Annotated in this window: 12 protein-coding genes and 2 pseudogenes; 11 read left to right on the plus strand and 3 right to left on the minus strand. The window is 66.9% G+C overall.

The annotated features are described in order from the left end of the window. Window positions 1-90 precede the first annotated feature (90 nt). Entirely contained in the window at window positions 91-390 is a 300-nt protein-coding gene (locus tag ABTY04_RS35830; protein WP_352217632.1) for a hypothetical protein, read from the minus strand. Between the two features lie 102 nt (window positions 391-492). Here ABTY04_RS35830 and ABTY04_RS35835 point away from each other — a divergent pair, with 102 nt between their 5' ends. From ABTY04_RS35835 to ABTY04_RS35845, 3 genes and pseudogenes are all read left to right on the plus strand, one after another. Beyond that, a complete protein-coding gene (locus ABTY04_RS35835; RefSeq protein WP_352217633.1) occupies window positions 493-1,167 on the plus strand; it encodes an MFS transporter in 675 nt (224 codons plus the stop codon). 36 nt (window positions 1,168-1,203) lie between these two features. After that, the gene (locus ABTY04_RS35840; protein WP_352217634.1) at window positions 1,204-2,499 is read left to right on the plus strand and encodes an MGH1-like glycoside hydrolase domain-containing protein; all 1,296 of its coding nucleotides are present in this window, start codon (window positions 1,204-1,206) and stop codon (window positions 2,497-2,499) included. After that, a pseudogene (locus ABTY04_RS35845) lies at window positions 2,496-3,041 on the plus strand (Gfo/Idh/MocA family oxidoreductase); the annotation flags it as partial. The gene ABTY04_RS35840 and the pseudogene ABTY04_RS35845, both read left to right, overlap by 4 nt. A 119-nt stretch (window positions 3,042-3,160) precedes the next feature. Here ABTY04_RS35845 and otsB read toward each other — a convergent pair. After that, window positions 3,161-3,782, minus strand: a pseudogene (gene otsB, locus ABTY04_RS35850) (trehalose-phosphatase); the annotation flags it as partial. A gap of 134 nt (window positions 3,783-3,916) precedes the next feature. Here otsB and ABTY04_RS35855 point away from each other — a divergent pair. The 5 genes from ABTY04_RS35855 to ABTY04_RS35875 all read left to right on the plus strand — a co-directional run bounded on the left by ABTY04_RS35855 (window position 3,917) and on the right by ABTY04_RS35875 (window position 11,024). Continuing rightward, window positions 3,917-4,345 (plus strand): VOC family protein, encoded by a 429-nt coding sequence (locus ABTY04_RS35855; protein ID WP_352217635.1) that lies wholly within the window; start codon window positions 3,917-3,919, stop codon window positions 4,343-4,345. 305 nt (window positions 4,346-4,650) lie between these two features. Next, window positions 4,651-7,380, plus strand: a complete 2,730-nt coding sequence (gene acnA / locus ABTY04_RS35860) for an aconitate hydratase AcnA (protein WP_352217636.1) — start codon at window positions 4,651-4,653, stop codon at window positions 7,378-7,380. A 299-nt stretch (window positions 7,381-7,679) separates the two neighbouring features. Then, complete coding sequence (gene ngcE, locus ABTY04_RS35865) at window positions 7,680-9,107, plus strand: N-acetylglucosamine/diacetylchitobiose ABC transporter substrate-binding protein (protein ID WP_502996786.1); 1,428 nt, start codon at window positions 7,680-7,682, stop codon at window positions 9,105-9,107. Window positions 9,108-9,130: 23 nt separating this feature from the next. Then, window positions 9,131-10,075, plus strand: coding sequence for a carbohydrate ABC transporter permease (locus ABTY04_RS35870; RefSeq protein ID WP_352217638.1), 945 nt, complete (start codon window positions 9,131-9,133; stop codon window positions 10,073-10,075). A 13-nt stretch (window positions 10,076-10,088) separates the two neighbouring features. Further along, on the plus strand, window positions 10,089-11,024 hold the full coding sequence (locus ABTY04_RS35875) for a carbohydrate ABC transporter permease (protein ID WP_352217639.1): 936 nt from the start codon (window positions 10,089-10,091) through the stop codon (window positions 11,022-11,024). Window positions 11,025-11,111: 87 nt separating this feature from the next. On the opposite strand, the gene ABTY04_RS35880 is transcribed toward ABTY04_RS35875, so the two are convergent. Beyond that, the gene (locus tag ABTY04_RS35880) at window positions 11,112-11,282 is read right to left on the minus strand and encodes a hypothetical protein (RefSeq protein WP_352217640.1); all 171 of its coding nucleotides are present in this window, start codon (window positions 11,280-11,282) and stop codon (window positions 11,112-11,114) included. A 180-nt stretch (window positions 11,283-11,462) separates the two neighbouring features. On the opposite strand from ABTY04_RS35880, the gene ABTY04_RS35885 reads away from it, so the two are divergent. The 3 genes from ABTY04_RS35885 (at window position 11,463) to ABTY04_RS35895 (ending at window position 14,967) form a co-directional block, all read left to right on the plus strand. Next, window positions 11,463-12,665, plus strand: a complete 1,203-nt coding sequence (locus ABTY04_RS35885) for an ROK family transcriptional regulator (protein ID WP_352217641.1) — start codon at window positions 11,463-11,465, stop codon at window positions 12,663-12,665. 117 nt (window positions 12,666-12,782) lie between these two features. After that, the gene (locus tag ABTY04_RS35890; protein WP_352217642.1) at window positions 12,783-13,901 is read left to right on the plus strand and encodes an ABC transporter substrate-binding protein; all 1,119 of its coding nucleotides are present in this window, start codon (window positions 12,783-12,785) and stop codon (window positions 13,899-13,901) included. A 277-nt stretch (window positions 13,902-14,178) separates the two neighbouring features. Further along, a complete protein-coding gene (locus tag ABTY04_RS35895) occupies window positions 14,179-14,967 on the plus strand; it encodes an ATP-binding cassette domain-containing protein (protein ID WP_352217643.1) in 789 nt (262 codons plus the stop codon). The last annotated feature ends 43 nt before the right edge of the window (window positions 14,968-15,010 follow it).

A 15,010-nucleotide genomic window follows, 5' to 3' on the forward strand; every position in this document is an offset into this window, starting at 1 on the left:
AACGGGGCTATCCAGGACGGCTCAGACGCCGTAATCACACTAGCCACACCAAGATCATCTCACCCGTGACCAGCAGTTACGGGACAACCCTTAGGCGAGGCGGGACGCGAGGTCATCGAGCATGGCGGCGGTGGTGGTGGCACCGAACCGCACGTCCCCCGCGTCGACCATGTCAAGCAGTACATCGAGGGTTCGTACGCCCCCGGCAGCCTTGACCTTGACCCGCGCCGAGACCGAGGACCGCATCAGCCGCACGTCTTCCAGCGTGGCGCCACCCGGGGCGAAGCCGGTGGACGTCTTTACATAGTCGGCGCCGGCATCCTCTGCGAGACGGCAGGCGCGGACCTTCGCCTCATCGGTGAGGTAGGCGTTCTCAGAGATCACCTTCACCAACGCTCCACCGGCCCGGGCCACTTCACCAGCGCAACAGCACTGGCAGCGCCACTGGCGATCGGAGCGTTCCAGGCCGCTGGTGTCGGCTGGCGCCCGAGCGTGCTGCTGCCGCTGGTGATCGCGGGGGGCTTGTACATGGCGTTCCGGCACGAACCCTTGCGGCACCATGCGGCGTCGGCCGGCGATGTCGCGCCATCGGGACGGCTCCCGACCTCCTACTGGCTGCTGGCGGCACTCGCCGGAGTCGTGGTCGGAGCCGAATTCTGCCTGGTCTTCTACGGTTCCCCACAGCTGACCAGCAGCATCGGCCTCACTGATGGACAGGCCGCCACAGCGATGAGCCTCTTCTTCGGCGGCACACTGCTCGGGCGACTCGCCGGCAGCCGGCTGTCCGCGAGTCGCGCCACCACCATGCAGCTCGTGCTTGCCGCTCTGGGCGTCACCACGGTGGGCTTCCTGGTCCTCTGGACGAGCAGCACCACCTCGGTCGCCCTCGTGGCGCTGCTGGTGACCGGGCTCGGCATCGCCAACCTGTTCCCGCTGACGCTGTCACTCGCGGTGGTGGCCGCGCAGGGCAGAACAGACCAGGCCACCGCCCGCGTGCAACTCATCGTCGCGGTGTCGATCACGCTGGCGCCTTTGCTGCTCGGTGCGCTGTCCGACCGCTTCGGGGTGGGCCGTTCCTTTGCTGTCGAGGGTGTACTGCTCATGGCGGCGGTCGCCCTGCTCCTCCTCGGACGCATCACCCAATCGCGGAATTCCTGCGCAGGCTGAATTCCATGGAATTTCACAGCATTTCACGGGGGCTCAGTGAAGAAGTACCAACACGTCGCTCAGGCAGCCGAGGCTGCCCGGGAGATGTTGAAGCAAAATCATCGGTCGGGACACTCTGTAGGAGCCGGCCTTCCGTACAACTACACCTGCCCGTCTCCGGAAACGTATCCATTCCAGTGGGCATGGGACAGCAGTTATCACGCCATCTCGCTGCTCCATGTGGACACCCAAAGAGCCCGTGATGAGATCAGCTCCCTCGTCTCGGCGGTGACACCTACGGGTTTCATTCCCCACATGGTGCTTTGGCAGGACGACCTGCGCGCACAGGCGACCGCAGAGTTCCGCATCGACCTGTGGGAGGGGTGGCGATCAGTCACCATCGCTCCTCCCGTACTGGCCAGAGGAATAGAGCGGATTTTCGAAGCAACCGGGGGCGGCGACTGGCTCGCCGAGGTCCTGCCCCCAGCCATCGCCTTCTTCTCCTGGCTGGCGGAGAACCGAACGAGCCCAGAGACGGGCCTGCTCGAGATCTACCAGCCCGATGAGTCCGGGCTCGACATGAGTCCCAAATACGACCGCGCTCTGGGCATCCACACGTCAGCACCCGACCGGATAGCCGACGACTGGCACCAAGCGATGCGTGAACTGATCGGCTCCTACTCGCAAGAGCGGACACCGGAAAGCCGCCTAGGGGAGCACCGAACGTTCGTATGGAATGACGTCCTGGTCAACAGCATCTACGCCGACGGGCTCCTTTTGCTTTCGCGCCTCGCTCTCGCCGCCGGGCTTCCTCACGAAACCTCGACTGCTCTCTCCGTGCGCTCGCAAGGAATTTCCGAGTCACTGCTACGCCACTGTTGGGACGACGAGGCAGGTGCCTTCTTCGACGTGGATCGGGTGACAGGCGCCCGGGTTGACGTTCTCACAGCCAGTGCCCTCTTCCCTATCATCCTGGATTCGATTCCCGCCTATCATGCCGGGCGTCTGATCGAGGAACACCTGCTCAATGAACGGGAATTCTGGCACCGGTACCCGATCTCCAGCGTGGCCGCCACCGAGCCCCACTTCGATCCCGACTTCAGCACTCGAGCCATCTTCAGAGGTTCCAGCTGGCTGAACCTGAATTGGTACTTGTACTGGGGGCTGCGCGCTCGGGGCTACGCAGATCAGGCGACCACCCTGGCGGAGCGGACCGTCGAGCTCGTGGCGCGAGCCGGAATGCGCGAGTGCTACGGGCCGTACGACGCGGCCGGGCACGGCGCACGATCCTTCGGATGGAGCTCCCTGGTTCTTGACCTCATCCATGCCGAGAAGTTCCAGGGGTTGAAATGATCAATTGGGGATTCCTGGGAGCAGGGTCGATCGCTGCATCGAGCCTGGCGCCGGCGGTTCACGGCGCAGTGGACGCCGCTCTCCATTCCGTGGCATCCCGGGACCTGAAGCGCGCCGCCGCTCTGGGACCGGAGAAGACGTATTCCACATATCGGGAGCTCCTTGGCGATCCTGATGTGGACGTCGTGTACATCGCGCTGCACAACAGTGCCCACCGCGAGTGGGTGGAGGAGTCGCTCACCGGCGACTGGACGGAAACCCTCAGGATCACCGGGACTGCAGGAGAGATCCAGCTCATCGATTCCGCTTTCACTGCCGGCGCCTCGCCTTCACTGCTGGAGGTTTCGGGGGAGTCCGCAGCCGATTTCTCGCGGTCATATGAGGCAATTGACCCGTACCACTTGATGGTCGTGGATGTGACCCGCGCAATTCAGGGCCAGGAGAGCTACCTGGTCCATATGAAGGCCGTTGTGATGGCCGGTGGCCAGGGAACTCGGTTACTTCCTCTGAAAGCGCGTCTCCCCAAACCGCTGATGCCAGTTGGCGGGCAACCCATCTCATATCACATGCTGCGCCTGCTCGAACAGCACGGATTCAAGAAGCGATCGTCACGACGCGATACCGAGCCGAGCAGATCCGGACGCATCTGGACGGCCTTGAACAGGTACTCGGCGAGGGCGACGCCCTTGTCCATGCCGGGCGGCCGCAACTCCAGTACCGGGCGGCCGGGTTCGAGGACGAGGCCGTGGCGGACGGCGAGGTCGGCGAGAGGTCCCTTGAGCGCGTCGAAGGCGCCCTGGGGGTCCTCGGCGCGGCGGGTGTGCACGGCGACGGCATGCCCCTTCTCCCCCACCCAGGTGCCGTGCCAGGCACGGCGGGCATGCAGCACGCCGGGGAGTTCGGCGCGGGCGGCGGCGACGCCGGGGTGCGGGTGCGGGGTGCGGACGGTGTCAGTGGCGGCGTCCCAGCGTTCGGCGCCGTAGTGGCCGAGAACGACGAGGTGTTCCAGGCCCGGTACACCCGCGAAGCCGCCGTAGCGGACAGCGACCTCGGCCGGCCGGCCGGTGACCGCGGCGACGGAGGCGACCTGCGGGGCGAGGGCGGCCAGGGCCTGCACGGCGCCGGGGTGCGCGGGCCTGCTCGGGGTCGGGGACGATCTCGGCGAGCGTGCCGTCGAAGTCGAGGGCGATGACGGCGCGCCCCGGCTCGGCGGTGATCGCGGCGAGGGCCCGGCGTCCGGCCGGAGTGGTGGGAATCGGCAGAGAGAGCTGGTGGCTGCCCATGCCGTCGACCCTTTCGGGTGGGTCGGGGGGCCCTCCAACATCGGGAGGCCCACCGGCCCTTGGGGCAAGAGTCGCCGAGTTGCGCGTTCGCTCGAACCTTCTCGGTCAACAGCACGCGCCACTACGGTGGACCGATGACGTCGATCAAGAAGTTCCAGGTCACCTTCGACTGCGCAGAACCCGAGCGCCTCGCTCGTTTCTGGTGCGAGGTGTTGGGGTACGTCGTACCGCCGCCACCGGAGGGGTTTGCCACTTGGGACGATTTCAAGGGCTCGCAGCCACCTGAGCAGCGGGATTCTTGGTTCGCCTGCAGTGATCCCTCAGGTGTGGGCCCGCGGCTGTACTTCCAGCGCGTCCCCGAAGGGAAGGCCGCCAAGAACCGGCTGCATCTTGACGTGCGGGTCGGCACCGGACTCGTGGGTGAAGAGCGCCTCGCCGCACTTGAGGCCGAGTGCGCACGCCTGGTCCCGCTCGGCGCGGTACACGTGCGAACGCTGTATGACGGCAATGATTCGTGCATCCCGATGCTGGACATCGAGGGCAACGAGTTCTGTATCGACTGAGGGGCCGCGAACGCATACGACAGCTCGACGTACGGCACCGCAGGATCCACCCCGACTGGTACGGCCACCCGGCACCCCCCGGCACGTCACCCCGTACGACCGGGTTCGCCGACAAGGAAGCCGAAACGACTGGCCTGCATGACCAGGGCGCGGCAATGCACTAGAGTTATCTCGACATCGAGATATCTGCCGAAGGCGTACCGCAGCCGCCCCTGCTGGTAAGGGTTACCTAACTTAGCCTTACCTTAGCGGATTGGCCACAGGGCGTGGCGGCAGGATTGCGGTAAAACGCGCGAATTTCATGCATGAAGGAGACTGTCGTGTCGGCGAACAGCTTCGACGCCCGCAGCACGCTGCAGGTGGGCGACGAGTCGTACGAGATCTTCCGGCTGGACAAGGTTGAGGGCTCGGCCCGCCTTCCCTACAGCCTGAAGGTGCTGCTGGAGAACCTGCTCCGCACCGAGGACGGCGCGAACATCACCGCCGACCACATCCGGTCGCTCGGTTCCTGGGACTCGCAGGCCCAGCCGAGCGAGGAGATCCAGTTCACGCCGGCCCGCGTGATCATGCAGGACTTCACCGGCGTTCCCTGCGTCGTCGACCTCGCCACCATGCGTGAGGCCGTGAAGGCCCTCGGCGGCGACCCGTCGAAGATCAACCCGCTGGCCCCGGCCGAGCTGGTCATCGACCACTCGGTCATCGCCGACAAGTTCGGCACCCCGGACGCGTTCACCCAGAACGTGGAGCTGGAGTACGGCCGCAACAAGGAGCGCTACCAGTTCCTGCGCTGGGGCCAGACCGCCTTTGACGAGTTCAAGGTCGTCCCCCCGGGCACCGGCATCGTCCACCAGGTCAACATCGAGCACCTGGCCCGCACGGTCATGGTCCGGGGCGGTGTGGCCTACCCGGACACCCTCGTCGGCACCGACTCCCACACCACCATGGTCAACGGCCTGGGCGTGCTCGGCTGGGGCGTCGGCGGCATCGAGGCCGAGGCCGCGATGCTCGGCCAGCCGGTCTCCATGCTGATCCCGCGCGTCGTGGGCTTCAAGCTGACCGGCGAGCTGCCGACCGGCACCACCGCCACCGACCTCGTGCTGACCATCACCGAGATGCTGCGCAAGCACGGTGTCGTCGGCAAGTTCGTCGAGTTCTACGGTGAGGGCGTCGCCGCCACCTCCCTCGCGAACCGCGCCACCATCGGCAACATGTCGCCGGAGTTCGGCTCCACCGCCGCGATCTTCCCGATCGACGACGAGACCCTGAAGTACCTGCGCCTGACCGGCCGCGACGCCCAGCAGGTCGCGCTCGTCGAGGCGTACGCCAAGGAGCAGGGCCTGTGGCTCGACCCGGCCGCCGAGCCGGACTTCTCCGAGAAGCTGGAGCTCGACCTCGCCACGGTCGTCCCCTCCATCGCCGGCCCGAAGCGCCCGCAGGACCGCATCATCCTGGCCAACGCCGCCGAGCAGTTCGCGCAGGACGTGCGCAACTACGTCAGCGAGGACGAGGAGGCCGGCAAGGAGTCCTTCCCGGCGTCCGACGCCCCGGCCGCCGTCAACGGCGTGCCGACCCGCCCGACGCCGGTCACCCTGGCCGACGGCACCTCCTTCGAGATCGACCACGGCGCCGTCACCGTCGCCGCGATCACCTCCTGCACCAACACCTCGAACCCCTACGTCATGGTCGCCGCGGCGCTCGTGGCCAAGAAGGCGGTCGAGAAGGGCCTGTCCCGCAAGCCGTGGGTCAAGACCACCCTGGCCCCGGGCTCGAAGGTCGTCACCGACTACTTCGACAAGGCCGGCCTGACCCCGTACCTCGACAAGATGGGCTTCAACCTCGTCGGGTACGGCTGCACCACCTGCATCGGCAACTCCGGTCCGCTGGACGAGGAGATCTCGAAGGCGATCAACGAGCACGACCTCGCGGTCACCTCGGTGCTCTCCGGCAACCGCAACTTCGAGGGCCGGATCAACCCCGACGTCAAGATGAACTACCTGGCCTCCCCGCCGCTGGTCGTCGCGTACGCCATCGCGGGCTCCATGAAGGTGGACATCACCAAGGACGCCATCGGCATCGACACCGACGGCAAGCCGGTCTTCCTCCAGGACATCTGGCCGTCCGAGGCCGAGGTCAACGACGTCGTGGCGAACGCCATCGGCGAGGACATGTTCAACAAGTCCTACCAGGACGTCTTCGCGGGTGACGCCCAGTGGCAGGCGCTGCCGATCCCGACCGGCAACACCTTCGAGTGGGACCCGCAGTCCACCTACGTCCGCAAGCCCCCTTACTTCGAGGGCATGACGATGGAGACCACCCCGGTCTCCGACATCGCCGGTGCGCGCGTGCTGGCGAAGCTGGGCGACTCGGTCACCACCGACCACATCTCCCCGGCCGGTGCGATCAAGGCCGACACCCCGGCCGGCAAGTACCTCACCGAGCACGGCGTCGAGCGCCGCGACTTCAACTCGTACGGTTCCCGCCGCGGCAACCACGAGGTCATGATCCGCGGTACGTTCGCCAACATCCGCCTGCGCAACCAGATCGCGCCGGGCACCGAGGGCGGCTTCACCCGCGACTTCACGGTCGAGGGCGCGCCGGTCGCGTTCATCTACGACGCCTCGCAGAACTACCAGGCCGCCGGCATCCCGCTGGTCATCCTGGCGGGCAAGGAGTACGGCTCGGGCTCGTCCCGTGACTGGGCGGCCAAGGGCACCGCGCTGCTCGGCGTCAAGGCCGTCATCGCCGAGTCCTACGAGCGCATCCACCGCTCGAACCTGATCGGCATGGGCGTGCTGCCGCTCCAGTTCCCGGAGGGCGCCTCGGCGGCCGCGCTGGGCCTCACCGGCGAGGAGACCTTCTCCTTCACCGGTGTGGAGGAGCTGAACAACGGCACCACCCCGCGCACGGTCAAGGTCACCACCGACACCGGTGTGGAGTTCGACGCGGTCGTCCGCATCGACACCCCCGGCGAGGCGGACTACTACCGCAACGGCGGCATCATGCAGTACGTGCTCCGCAACCTCATCCGCGGCTGAGCGTTCTAGGCAGATCGGCACCAAAGGGCCGTATCCCCGTTAAGGGGGTACGGCCCTTCCGCCTTTCGGGACGGGCGAGGTTTCGGGGAGGTCTCAACTAGGAAAAGCTGACAGACATACGTGTGCATGATCTTGCTCACACGAGCAGGAGTGGACTATACCTGTGCCCGTCCGGATCACCGCGCCACGAGCGGCACCGGACCGGGGGATGGCGGGGACCTGCGGTGATGTCCGTGTGCATGGTGACCGCCGCGATTTCCGGCCTCCCTCACACTTCTGACGAAGGCGAGGACATGAGCATGGGATCCACTGGTGAGGGCCTCGGCCGCCGTGACCTGATCAAGCGCTCCGCAGCACTGGGCCTGATCGCGGTGCCCACGATGAGCTTCCTGTCCGCCTGCGCTTCCGGCGGTGAGGACACCTCCACGAAGGGCCCCGGCAAGGGCCCGGTGACCAAGGAGAACCCCTTCGGCGTCGTCAAGGGCGGCAAGCTGGACGTCGTCGTCTTCAAGGGCGGGTTCGGCGACGACTACGCGAAGGCCTGGGAAGCCGCCTTCGACAAGAAGTGGAACACCACCGCCTCGCACCTGGGCACCCAGGAGATCGCCGCCAAGCTCCAGCCCCGCTTCAACGGCGGCAACCCGCCGGACGTCATCGACGACTCCGGGGCCCAGCAGATCAAGGTCGACGTCCTCGCCAAGGGCGGCCAGCTCGCCGAGCTCACCCAGGTGCTCGATGCGCCCTCGCTCGACGACGCGAACAAGAAGGTCCGGGACATGCTCATCCCCGGCACCGTCGAACAGGGCACCCAGGGCGGCAAGTTCGTCGCCCTCTACTACGTCTACACGGTGTTCGGCTTCTGGTACTCGGGCAAGCTCTTCAAGGAGAAGGGCTGGGCCGAGCCGAAGACCTGGGACGAGTTCCTCGACATCTGCACGAAGGCCAAGGCCGCCGGCATCGGCGGACTGGCCCACCAGGGCAAGTACCCGTACTACATCAATGTCGTCATCATGGACCTGATCGCCAAGAAGGGCGGTCTGGAGGCCATGAAGGCGATCGACAACCTCGAACCCAACGCCTTCGAGGGCAACCCCGCCGCCCTCGCCGCCGTCGAGGCGGTCTACGAGGTCGTCGAGAAGGACCTGCTGATGGCCGGCACCAACGGCCTCACCCACACGGAGTCCCAGACCGCCTGGAACCAGTACAAGGCCGCCTTCATCCCCTCCGGCTCCTGGCTGGAGAACGAGCAGCTCAAGCAGACCCCGGACGACTTCGACATGAAGTTCCTGCCGGTGCCGACGCTGGCCGACAGCAAGCTGCCCTTCGAGGCCATCCGCGCCGGCGCGGGCGAACCCTTCATCGTCCCGGAGAAGGCCGCCAACAAGGCCGGCGGCCTGGAGTTCCTCCGTTCGATGCTGTCCCGCGAATGGTCGACCCTCTTCGCCCAGCAGGCCAACTCCCTCACCGTCGTCAAGGACGGCGTCGACCCGAACGTCAAGCTGCGCCCGGGCACGGCCTCGGCGGTCGCGGCCGTCAAGACGGCCGGCTCGAACACTTTCAACTACCTGTACCCCGACTGGTACAGCGAAATGGACACCGAGATCCAGAACGCGTCCAATGAGCTGATGGCCAAGCGGATCCAGCCAAAGGAATGGATCAAGCGGGCCCAGGCTGCGGTAGACAAGGCTGCCAAGGACCCGAACGCCAAGAACAACCACCGCAGCTGACACGCGTCCAAGAGGCGGACACCATGAGCCACGTAGCCCGCGGCAGCGGACGGATCGGCTTCATCGCCGGTTTCCTCTTCCTGCCTCTCGCGCTGTACCTGACTTTCGTCATCTGGCCGTACATCCAGACCTTCGGCTATTCCTTCACGAACTGGTCGGGACAGTCGCCCACGTTCGATTTCGTCGGCCTGGAGAACTACTCGGCACTGATGAAGGACGAGGTCTTCCGCGGCGCCCTGTGGCACAACCTGCTGCTCCTGGTGTTCGTCCCGACCGTCACCATCCTGCTGGCCCTCTTCTTCGCCTTCATGGTGAACGCGGGAGGGCGCAGCGGGGCGGGCGGGGTGCGGGGCGTCCGCGGCTCCTCCGTCTACAAGATCGTCTACTTCTTCCCGCAGGTCCTCTCCCTCGCCATCCTCGCCGTGCTCTTCGGCGCCGTGTACCGCAGTGACGAGGGCGGCCTGCTCAATGGATTCCTCACCAAGCTGGGCCTCGTCGACCCGGCCCACCCCGTCGAATGGCTCAACCAGCCCGACCTCGTGCTGTGGTGCCTGCTCCTGGTGGTCGTCTGGCACGGAGTCGGCTTCTACCTGGTCCTCTTCTCCGCCGCCATGCAGTCCGTGCCCAAGGACATCTACGAGGCCGCCCTCCTCGACGGCGCGGGGCGCGCCCAGACCTTCCTCAAGGTCACGCTGCCCCTGCTGTGGGATTCCGTGCAGACGTCCGCGGTCTACCTGGGCATTGCTGCGATGGACATGTTCGTCCTGGTGTCGACGATGACTTCCGGCCAGTTCGGAGGCGGACCCGACCACCACAGCGAGGTCATGGCCACGGTGCTGATGCGCAACTTCCTGTACTTCGGCAAGAGCGGCTACGCCTGCGCCATGGGCGTGGTCATGCTCGTCCTGACCATGGTCCTCTCCGTCGTCACGCTGCGCGCCACCCGCCGCGAGCGCATCGAGTTCTGAGAGGAGCTCCCCGATGACTGCAGAGTCCACAGTGATCAAGGCGCCGGGCGAGGCCTCCGCCGAGCGCTCGGGCGGCAGCGGCCGATCCAAGGAGGGCGCGCACCGCACCTCGGACGGAACGGTGCTGAACGTCTTCTCGCACGGGTTCCTCGCCGTCTGGGCGATACTGATCGTCCTGCCCCTGATCTGGCTGGCGCTCGGCTCGTTCAAGACCGACTCCCAGATCGGCGGCTCTGCCCTCGGCTGGCCGTCCAACTGGCACTTCGACGCCTTCTCCCGGGCCTGGGACAAGGGCATCGGCGACTACTTCGCCCACACGCTGATCGTGATGGCGTTCTCGGTCCCGCTGACCATGCTGCTCGGCTCGATGGCGGCGTACGTGCTGGCCCGCTACCCCTTCCCGGGGAACCGGCTCGTCTACTACTTCTTCGTCAGCGGGGCGATGTTCCCCGTCTTCCTGGCGCTCGTCCCGCTGTTCTTCATGGTCAAGCGCCTGGACATGCTCAACACGTACCAGGGTCTGATCCTGGTGTACGTGGCCTACTCGATGCCCTTCACCGTCTTCTTCATGCACTCGTTCTTCCGCACGCTGCCGACGGCCGTGCATGAGGCGGCGGTGATCGACGGGGCCTCCGACACCCGGATCTTCTTCCAGGTGATGCTGCCGATGGCCAAGCCCGGCCTGATCAGCGTCGGGATATTCAATGTCCTGGGCCAGTGGAACCAGTACATCCTGCCCTCCGTGCTGATGCAGCCGCAGACCGGATCGGACCCCGAGCGCTACATGCTCACCCAGGGCCTGATCCAGCTGCAGTACCAGATGGGGTACGAGACGGACCTGCCGGTGCTGTTCGCCGGCGTGACCATCGCGATGATCCCGATGCTGGTGGTCTACCTCTCCTTCCAGCGCCAGATCCAGGCAGGCCTGACCTCCGCCACCCTCAAGTAGCGGGGCTGCGACGGCCGGGGGCGACGCCGATCGCCCCCGGCCGTCCGCCTTGGCGGGGGTACGGGGTGAGCATGGTCATGGCGAAGATCAGCTGAACGGATCAGCCGACAAGAGCGCTGCAAGGACTTCGATCGGGACTCCCATCCCGAACACCTCCTTGCGCAGCGCTGTGATTGCAGGGCGCGCGATCCGGCCGAAAAGGCCGCAGAGGACCGGCGCCTCGGCGACCGTAGCACGATCTAGAAGGATGTCTTCCATACTTATGACCGGATAGTGGTCGATTCGTCCTGTGTCGGCCTCTTGACGTCTGGAGGGCCAAAGGCTCGACTTAAGGTTCACAAGTTGGAGAGACGCCGGGGTCTCGGAGCTCGTCGGGCCGCGACCGCCGGCTCGGGGGGCGACGGTCGTCCGTCGCTTATGGGCAGGAGTGGATGAGTCGTGCAGACTCCCGGATCGCAGTCTTCGCTGCACCGCGCGAATCTCGAACGGGTCGTGCGGGCGGTGCGGCTCGCGGGTTCGCTGACCCAGGCGGAGATCGCCCGGTCCACCGGACTGTCGGCGGCCACGGTCTCCAACATCGTCCGCGAGCTCAAGGACGGTGGGACGGTCGAGGTCACGGACACCTCCGCGGGCGGCAGGCGGGCGCGCAGCGTCTCGCTCAGCGGCGACGCGGGCATCGTGATCGGCGTGGACTTCGGCCACACGCACCTGCGGGTGGCGGTCGGCAACCTCGCCCACCAGGTGCTGGCCGAGGAGTCCGCTCCGCTGGACGTCGACGCGTCCTGGACGGACGGCTTCGACCGGGCGGAAACCCTGGTCGGAGAGCTGATCGCGGGCATCGGAGTGGGCCTGGAGAAGGTCATCGGCGTGGGGCTCGGCGTCCCCGGCCCCATCGACGTGGAGTCCGGAACCCTGGGCTCCACGGCGATCCTGCCGGGCTGGGCCGGGATCAACCCGCGCCAGGAGCTCTCACGGCGCCTGGGCGTGCCCGTGTACGTGGACAACGACGCCAACCTCGGAGCGCTCGGGGAGCTGGTGTGGGGGAGCGGCCGCGGAGTCAAGGACCTCGCGTACATCAAGGTCGCGAGCGGTGTCGGCGCCGGCCTCGTGATCAACGGCCAGATCTACCGGGGCCCGGGCGGCACCGCGGGCGAGATCGGGCACATCACCCTGGACGAGTCCGGCCCGGTCTGCCGCTGCGGCAACCGCGGCTGCCTGGAGACGTTCGCCGCGGCCCGGTACGTGCTGCCGCTGCTCCAGGGCACGCACGGGCCCGAGCTCACCATGGAGCGGGTGGTCGAACTGGCCCGGGAGGGCGACCCGGGATGCCGCCGCGTCATCGCCGACGTGGGCCGCCATGTGGGTAGTGGTGTCGCGAACCTGTGCAACGTTCTGAACCCGAGCCGCGTGGTGCTCGGCGGTTCGCTGGCGGAGGCCGGAGAGTTGATCCTGGCCCCCATACGCGAGTCCGTGGGCCGGTACGCGATCCCCAGTGCGGCACGGCAACTGTCGGTGCTCACCGGGTCTTTGGGCGGCCGGGCCGAGGTGCTGGGCGCGCTGGCCCTGGTGCTGAGCGAGATGGGCGATTCGACCCTTCTTGCCGGTTCTCCGAGCCTCAAGCTCTTGCCTTCAGTTAGATAACGGATGGCACCGTTGTCATCTCGTTAAGGATTCACTCCTTGACGCCAAACTGCGGCCGAGGTTGACTCACGTCCACCTCGGCCGCGCTGTTGCGGCCTCGTCAGGGAGGTTCAAGAAATGAACACTCGCATGCGCAGAGCCGCCGTAGCCGTCGCCGCCACCGCCATGGCCGCTTCCCTCGCCGCCTGTGGCAGCGCCAAGGAGGCCGGCGAGAAGCCGAAGGAGTCCGGCTCGGCCGCCGCCGCGGGTGGTGCGATCAAGATCGGTCTGCTCCTGCCGGAGAACCAGACCGCGCGCTACGAGAAGTTCGACAAGCCGCTCTTCGAGAAGAAGGTCGCCGAGCTCACCGGCGGCAAGGCCGAGGTCGTCTACGCGAACGCCAAGCAGGACGCGACCACGCAGAACTCGCAGGTCGACACGATGATCACCAACAAGGTGAACGTCCTCGTCGTCGACGCGGTCGACTCCAAGGCCATCGCCGGCTCGGTCAAGAAGGCCAAGGACAAGGGCATCCCGGTCGTCGCCTACGACCGCCTGGCCGAGGGCCCGATCGACGCCTACACCTCCTTCGACAACGAAGAGGTCGGCAAGGTCCAGGGCAAGGCGCTGCTGGAGGCGCTGGGCGACAAGGCCAAGGACGGCCAGATCGTCATGATGAACGGTTCGGTCACCGACCCGAACGCGGCCCTCTTCAAGAAGGGTGCGCACTCCGTCCTCGATGGCAAGGTGACCGTCGGCAAGGAGTACGACACCAAGGAGTGGAAGCCGGAGAACGCCAACACCAACATGGCGGGTGCGATCTCCGCGATCGGCAAGGACAAGATCGTCGGCGTCTACTCCGCGAACGACGGCATGGCGGGCGGCATCATCACCGCCCTCAAGGCGGCCGGCATGGACCCCCTGCCCCCGGTCACCGGCCAGGACGCGGAGCTCGCCGGTGTGCAGCGGATCGTGGCGGGCGAGCAGTTCATGAGCGTCTACAAGCCGTACGCCCCCGAGGCCGAGGCCGCCGCGAAGATGGCCGTCGCGCTCGCCAAGGGCGAGAAGCTGGAAGGTGTCACCACCTCCAAGGTCGACAGCCCCTCCGCCCAGGGCATTCCCTCGCTTCTGGTCCCCGTCGTCTCGCTGACCAAGAGCAACATCAAGGACACTGTCATCAAGGACGGCGTCTACACGGCCGACGAGATCTGCACCGACAAGTACGCGGCCGCCTGCGCCACCCTCGGCCTGAAGTAGGCCGTCCGGGTCTCACCCAGGCCCGCTCGTAGGCCACCACGGCCCTGACAGGCCGGTCCGGTCGTACGCAAGTCCCCCGGACCTGCCGAGGCCCCCAGCGTCCTGCCGGCCGGAGGCCCGCCCCCGCGGCCTCCGGTCCCCCAGGACCCCCGCGCCTGCCCGGCGCCCCGCCCACTCTTCCCCGCCATCCGCGGGGCGCCGGGCAGAAACGATTCCCCTACCCACCCCGCTCCTGCACTTTTTGCACGACATCCCCGCCGGTCAGGCGGCGAAGGAGATGGTTCATGTGTCCGCTGCGCCCGTGCTGGCGTTGCGAGGGGTCTCGAAGCGATTCGGTGCCGTCCAGGCGCTCACCGATGTAGAGCTCGAGATCCATTCCGGCGAGGTGGTCGCCCTGGTCGGCGACAACGGCGCCGGCAAGTCCACGCTCGTCAAGACGATCGCCGGAGTCCACCCCATCGATGACGGTGTCATCGAGTGGGAGGGCAAGCCGGTCTCGATCAGCAAGCCCCACGACGCCCAGAACCTGGGCATCGCGACGGTCTACCAGGACCTCGCGCTGTGCGACAACATCGATGTCGTCGGCAACCTGTTCCTGGGCCGCGAGCTCAAGCGCCGCGGCATCCTCGACGAGGTGGAGATGGAGCGCCGCGCCCGCGAGCTCCTGACCACCCTGTCCATCCGGATCCCCAGTGTGCGTATCCCGATCGCCTCGCTCTCCGGCGGTCAGCGCCAGACCGTGGCGATCGCCCGTTCGATGCTCGGCGAGCCCCAGCTCGTCATCCTCGACGAGCCCACCGCCGCCCTCGGCGTCGAGCAGACCGCACAGGTGCTCGACCTCGTGGAGCGGCTGCGCGAGCGCGGCCACGCGGTCATCCTCATCAGCCACAACATGGCCGATGTGAAGGCCGTCGCCGACAAGGTCGCGGTCCTGCGGCTGGGCCGCAACAACGGCGTCTTCAACGTCAAGGACACGTCGCAGGAAGAGATCATCTCCGCCATCACGGGAGCCACGGACAACGCCGTGACCCGTCGGGCGGCCCGCACCGGGGAGGCTCGCAAGTGAGCACCGAACACCACACCTCGGCACACCACACCTCGGCGGAAGA

Source organism: Streptomyces sp. NPDC097981 (assembly GCF_040302565.1).
In the GTDB taxonomy this organism is placed as follows: Bacteria; Actinomycetota; Actinomycetes; order Streptomycetales; family Streptomycetaceae; genus Streptomyces.

Excerpts from the sequence above, each read along its gene's own strand:
- acnA (WP_352217636.1), top strand. The coding sequence starts at position 4,651 with ATGAAGGAGACTGTCGTGTCGGCGAACAGCTTCGACGCCCGCAGCACG.
- ABTY04_RS35870 (WP_352217638.1), top strand. The coding sequence starts at position 9,131 with ATGAGCCACGTAGCCCGCGGCAGCGGACGGATCGGCTTCATCGCCGGT.
- ABTY04_RS35880 (WP_352217640.1), bottom strand. The coding sequence starts at position 11,282 with ATGGAAGACATCCTTCTAGATCGTGCTACGGTCGCCGAGGCGCCGGTC.
- ABTY04_RS35895 (WP_352217643.1), top strand. The coding sequence starts at position 14,179 with ATGGTTCATGTGTCCGCTGCGCCCGTGCTGGCGTTGCGAGGGGTCTCG.
- ABTY04_RS35890 (WP_352217642.1), top strand. The coding sequence starts at position 12,783 with ATGAACACTCGCATGCGCAGAGCCGCCGTAGCCGTCGCCGCCACCGCC.
- ABTY04_RS35875 (WP_352217639.1), top strand. The coding sequence starts at position 10,089 with ATGACTGCAGAGTCCACAGTGATCAAGGCGCCGGGCGAGGCCTCCGCC.
- ABTY04_RS35855 (WP_352217635.1), top strand. The coding sequence starts at position 3,917 with ATGACGTCGATCAAGAAGTTCCAGGTCACCTTCGACTGCGCAGAACCC.
- ngcE (WP_502996786.1), top strand. The coding sequence starts at position 7,680 with ATGGGATCCACTGGTGAGGGCCTCGGCCGCCGTGACCTGATCAAGCGC.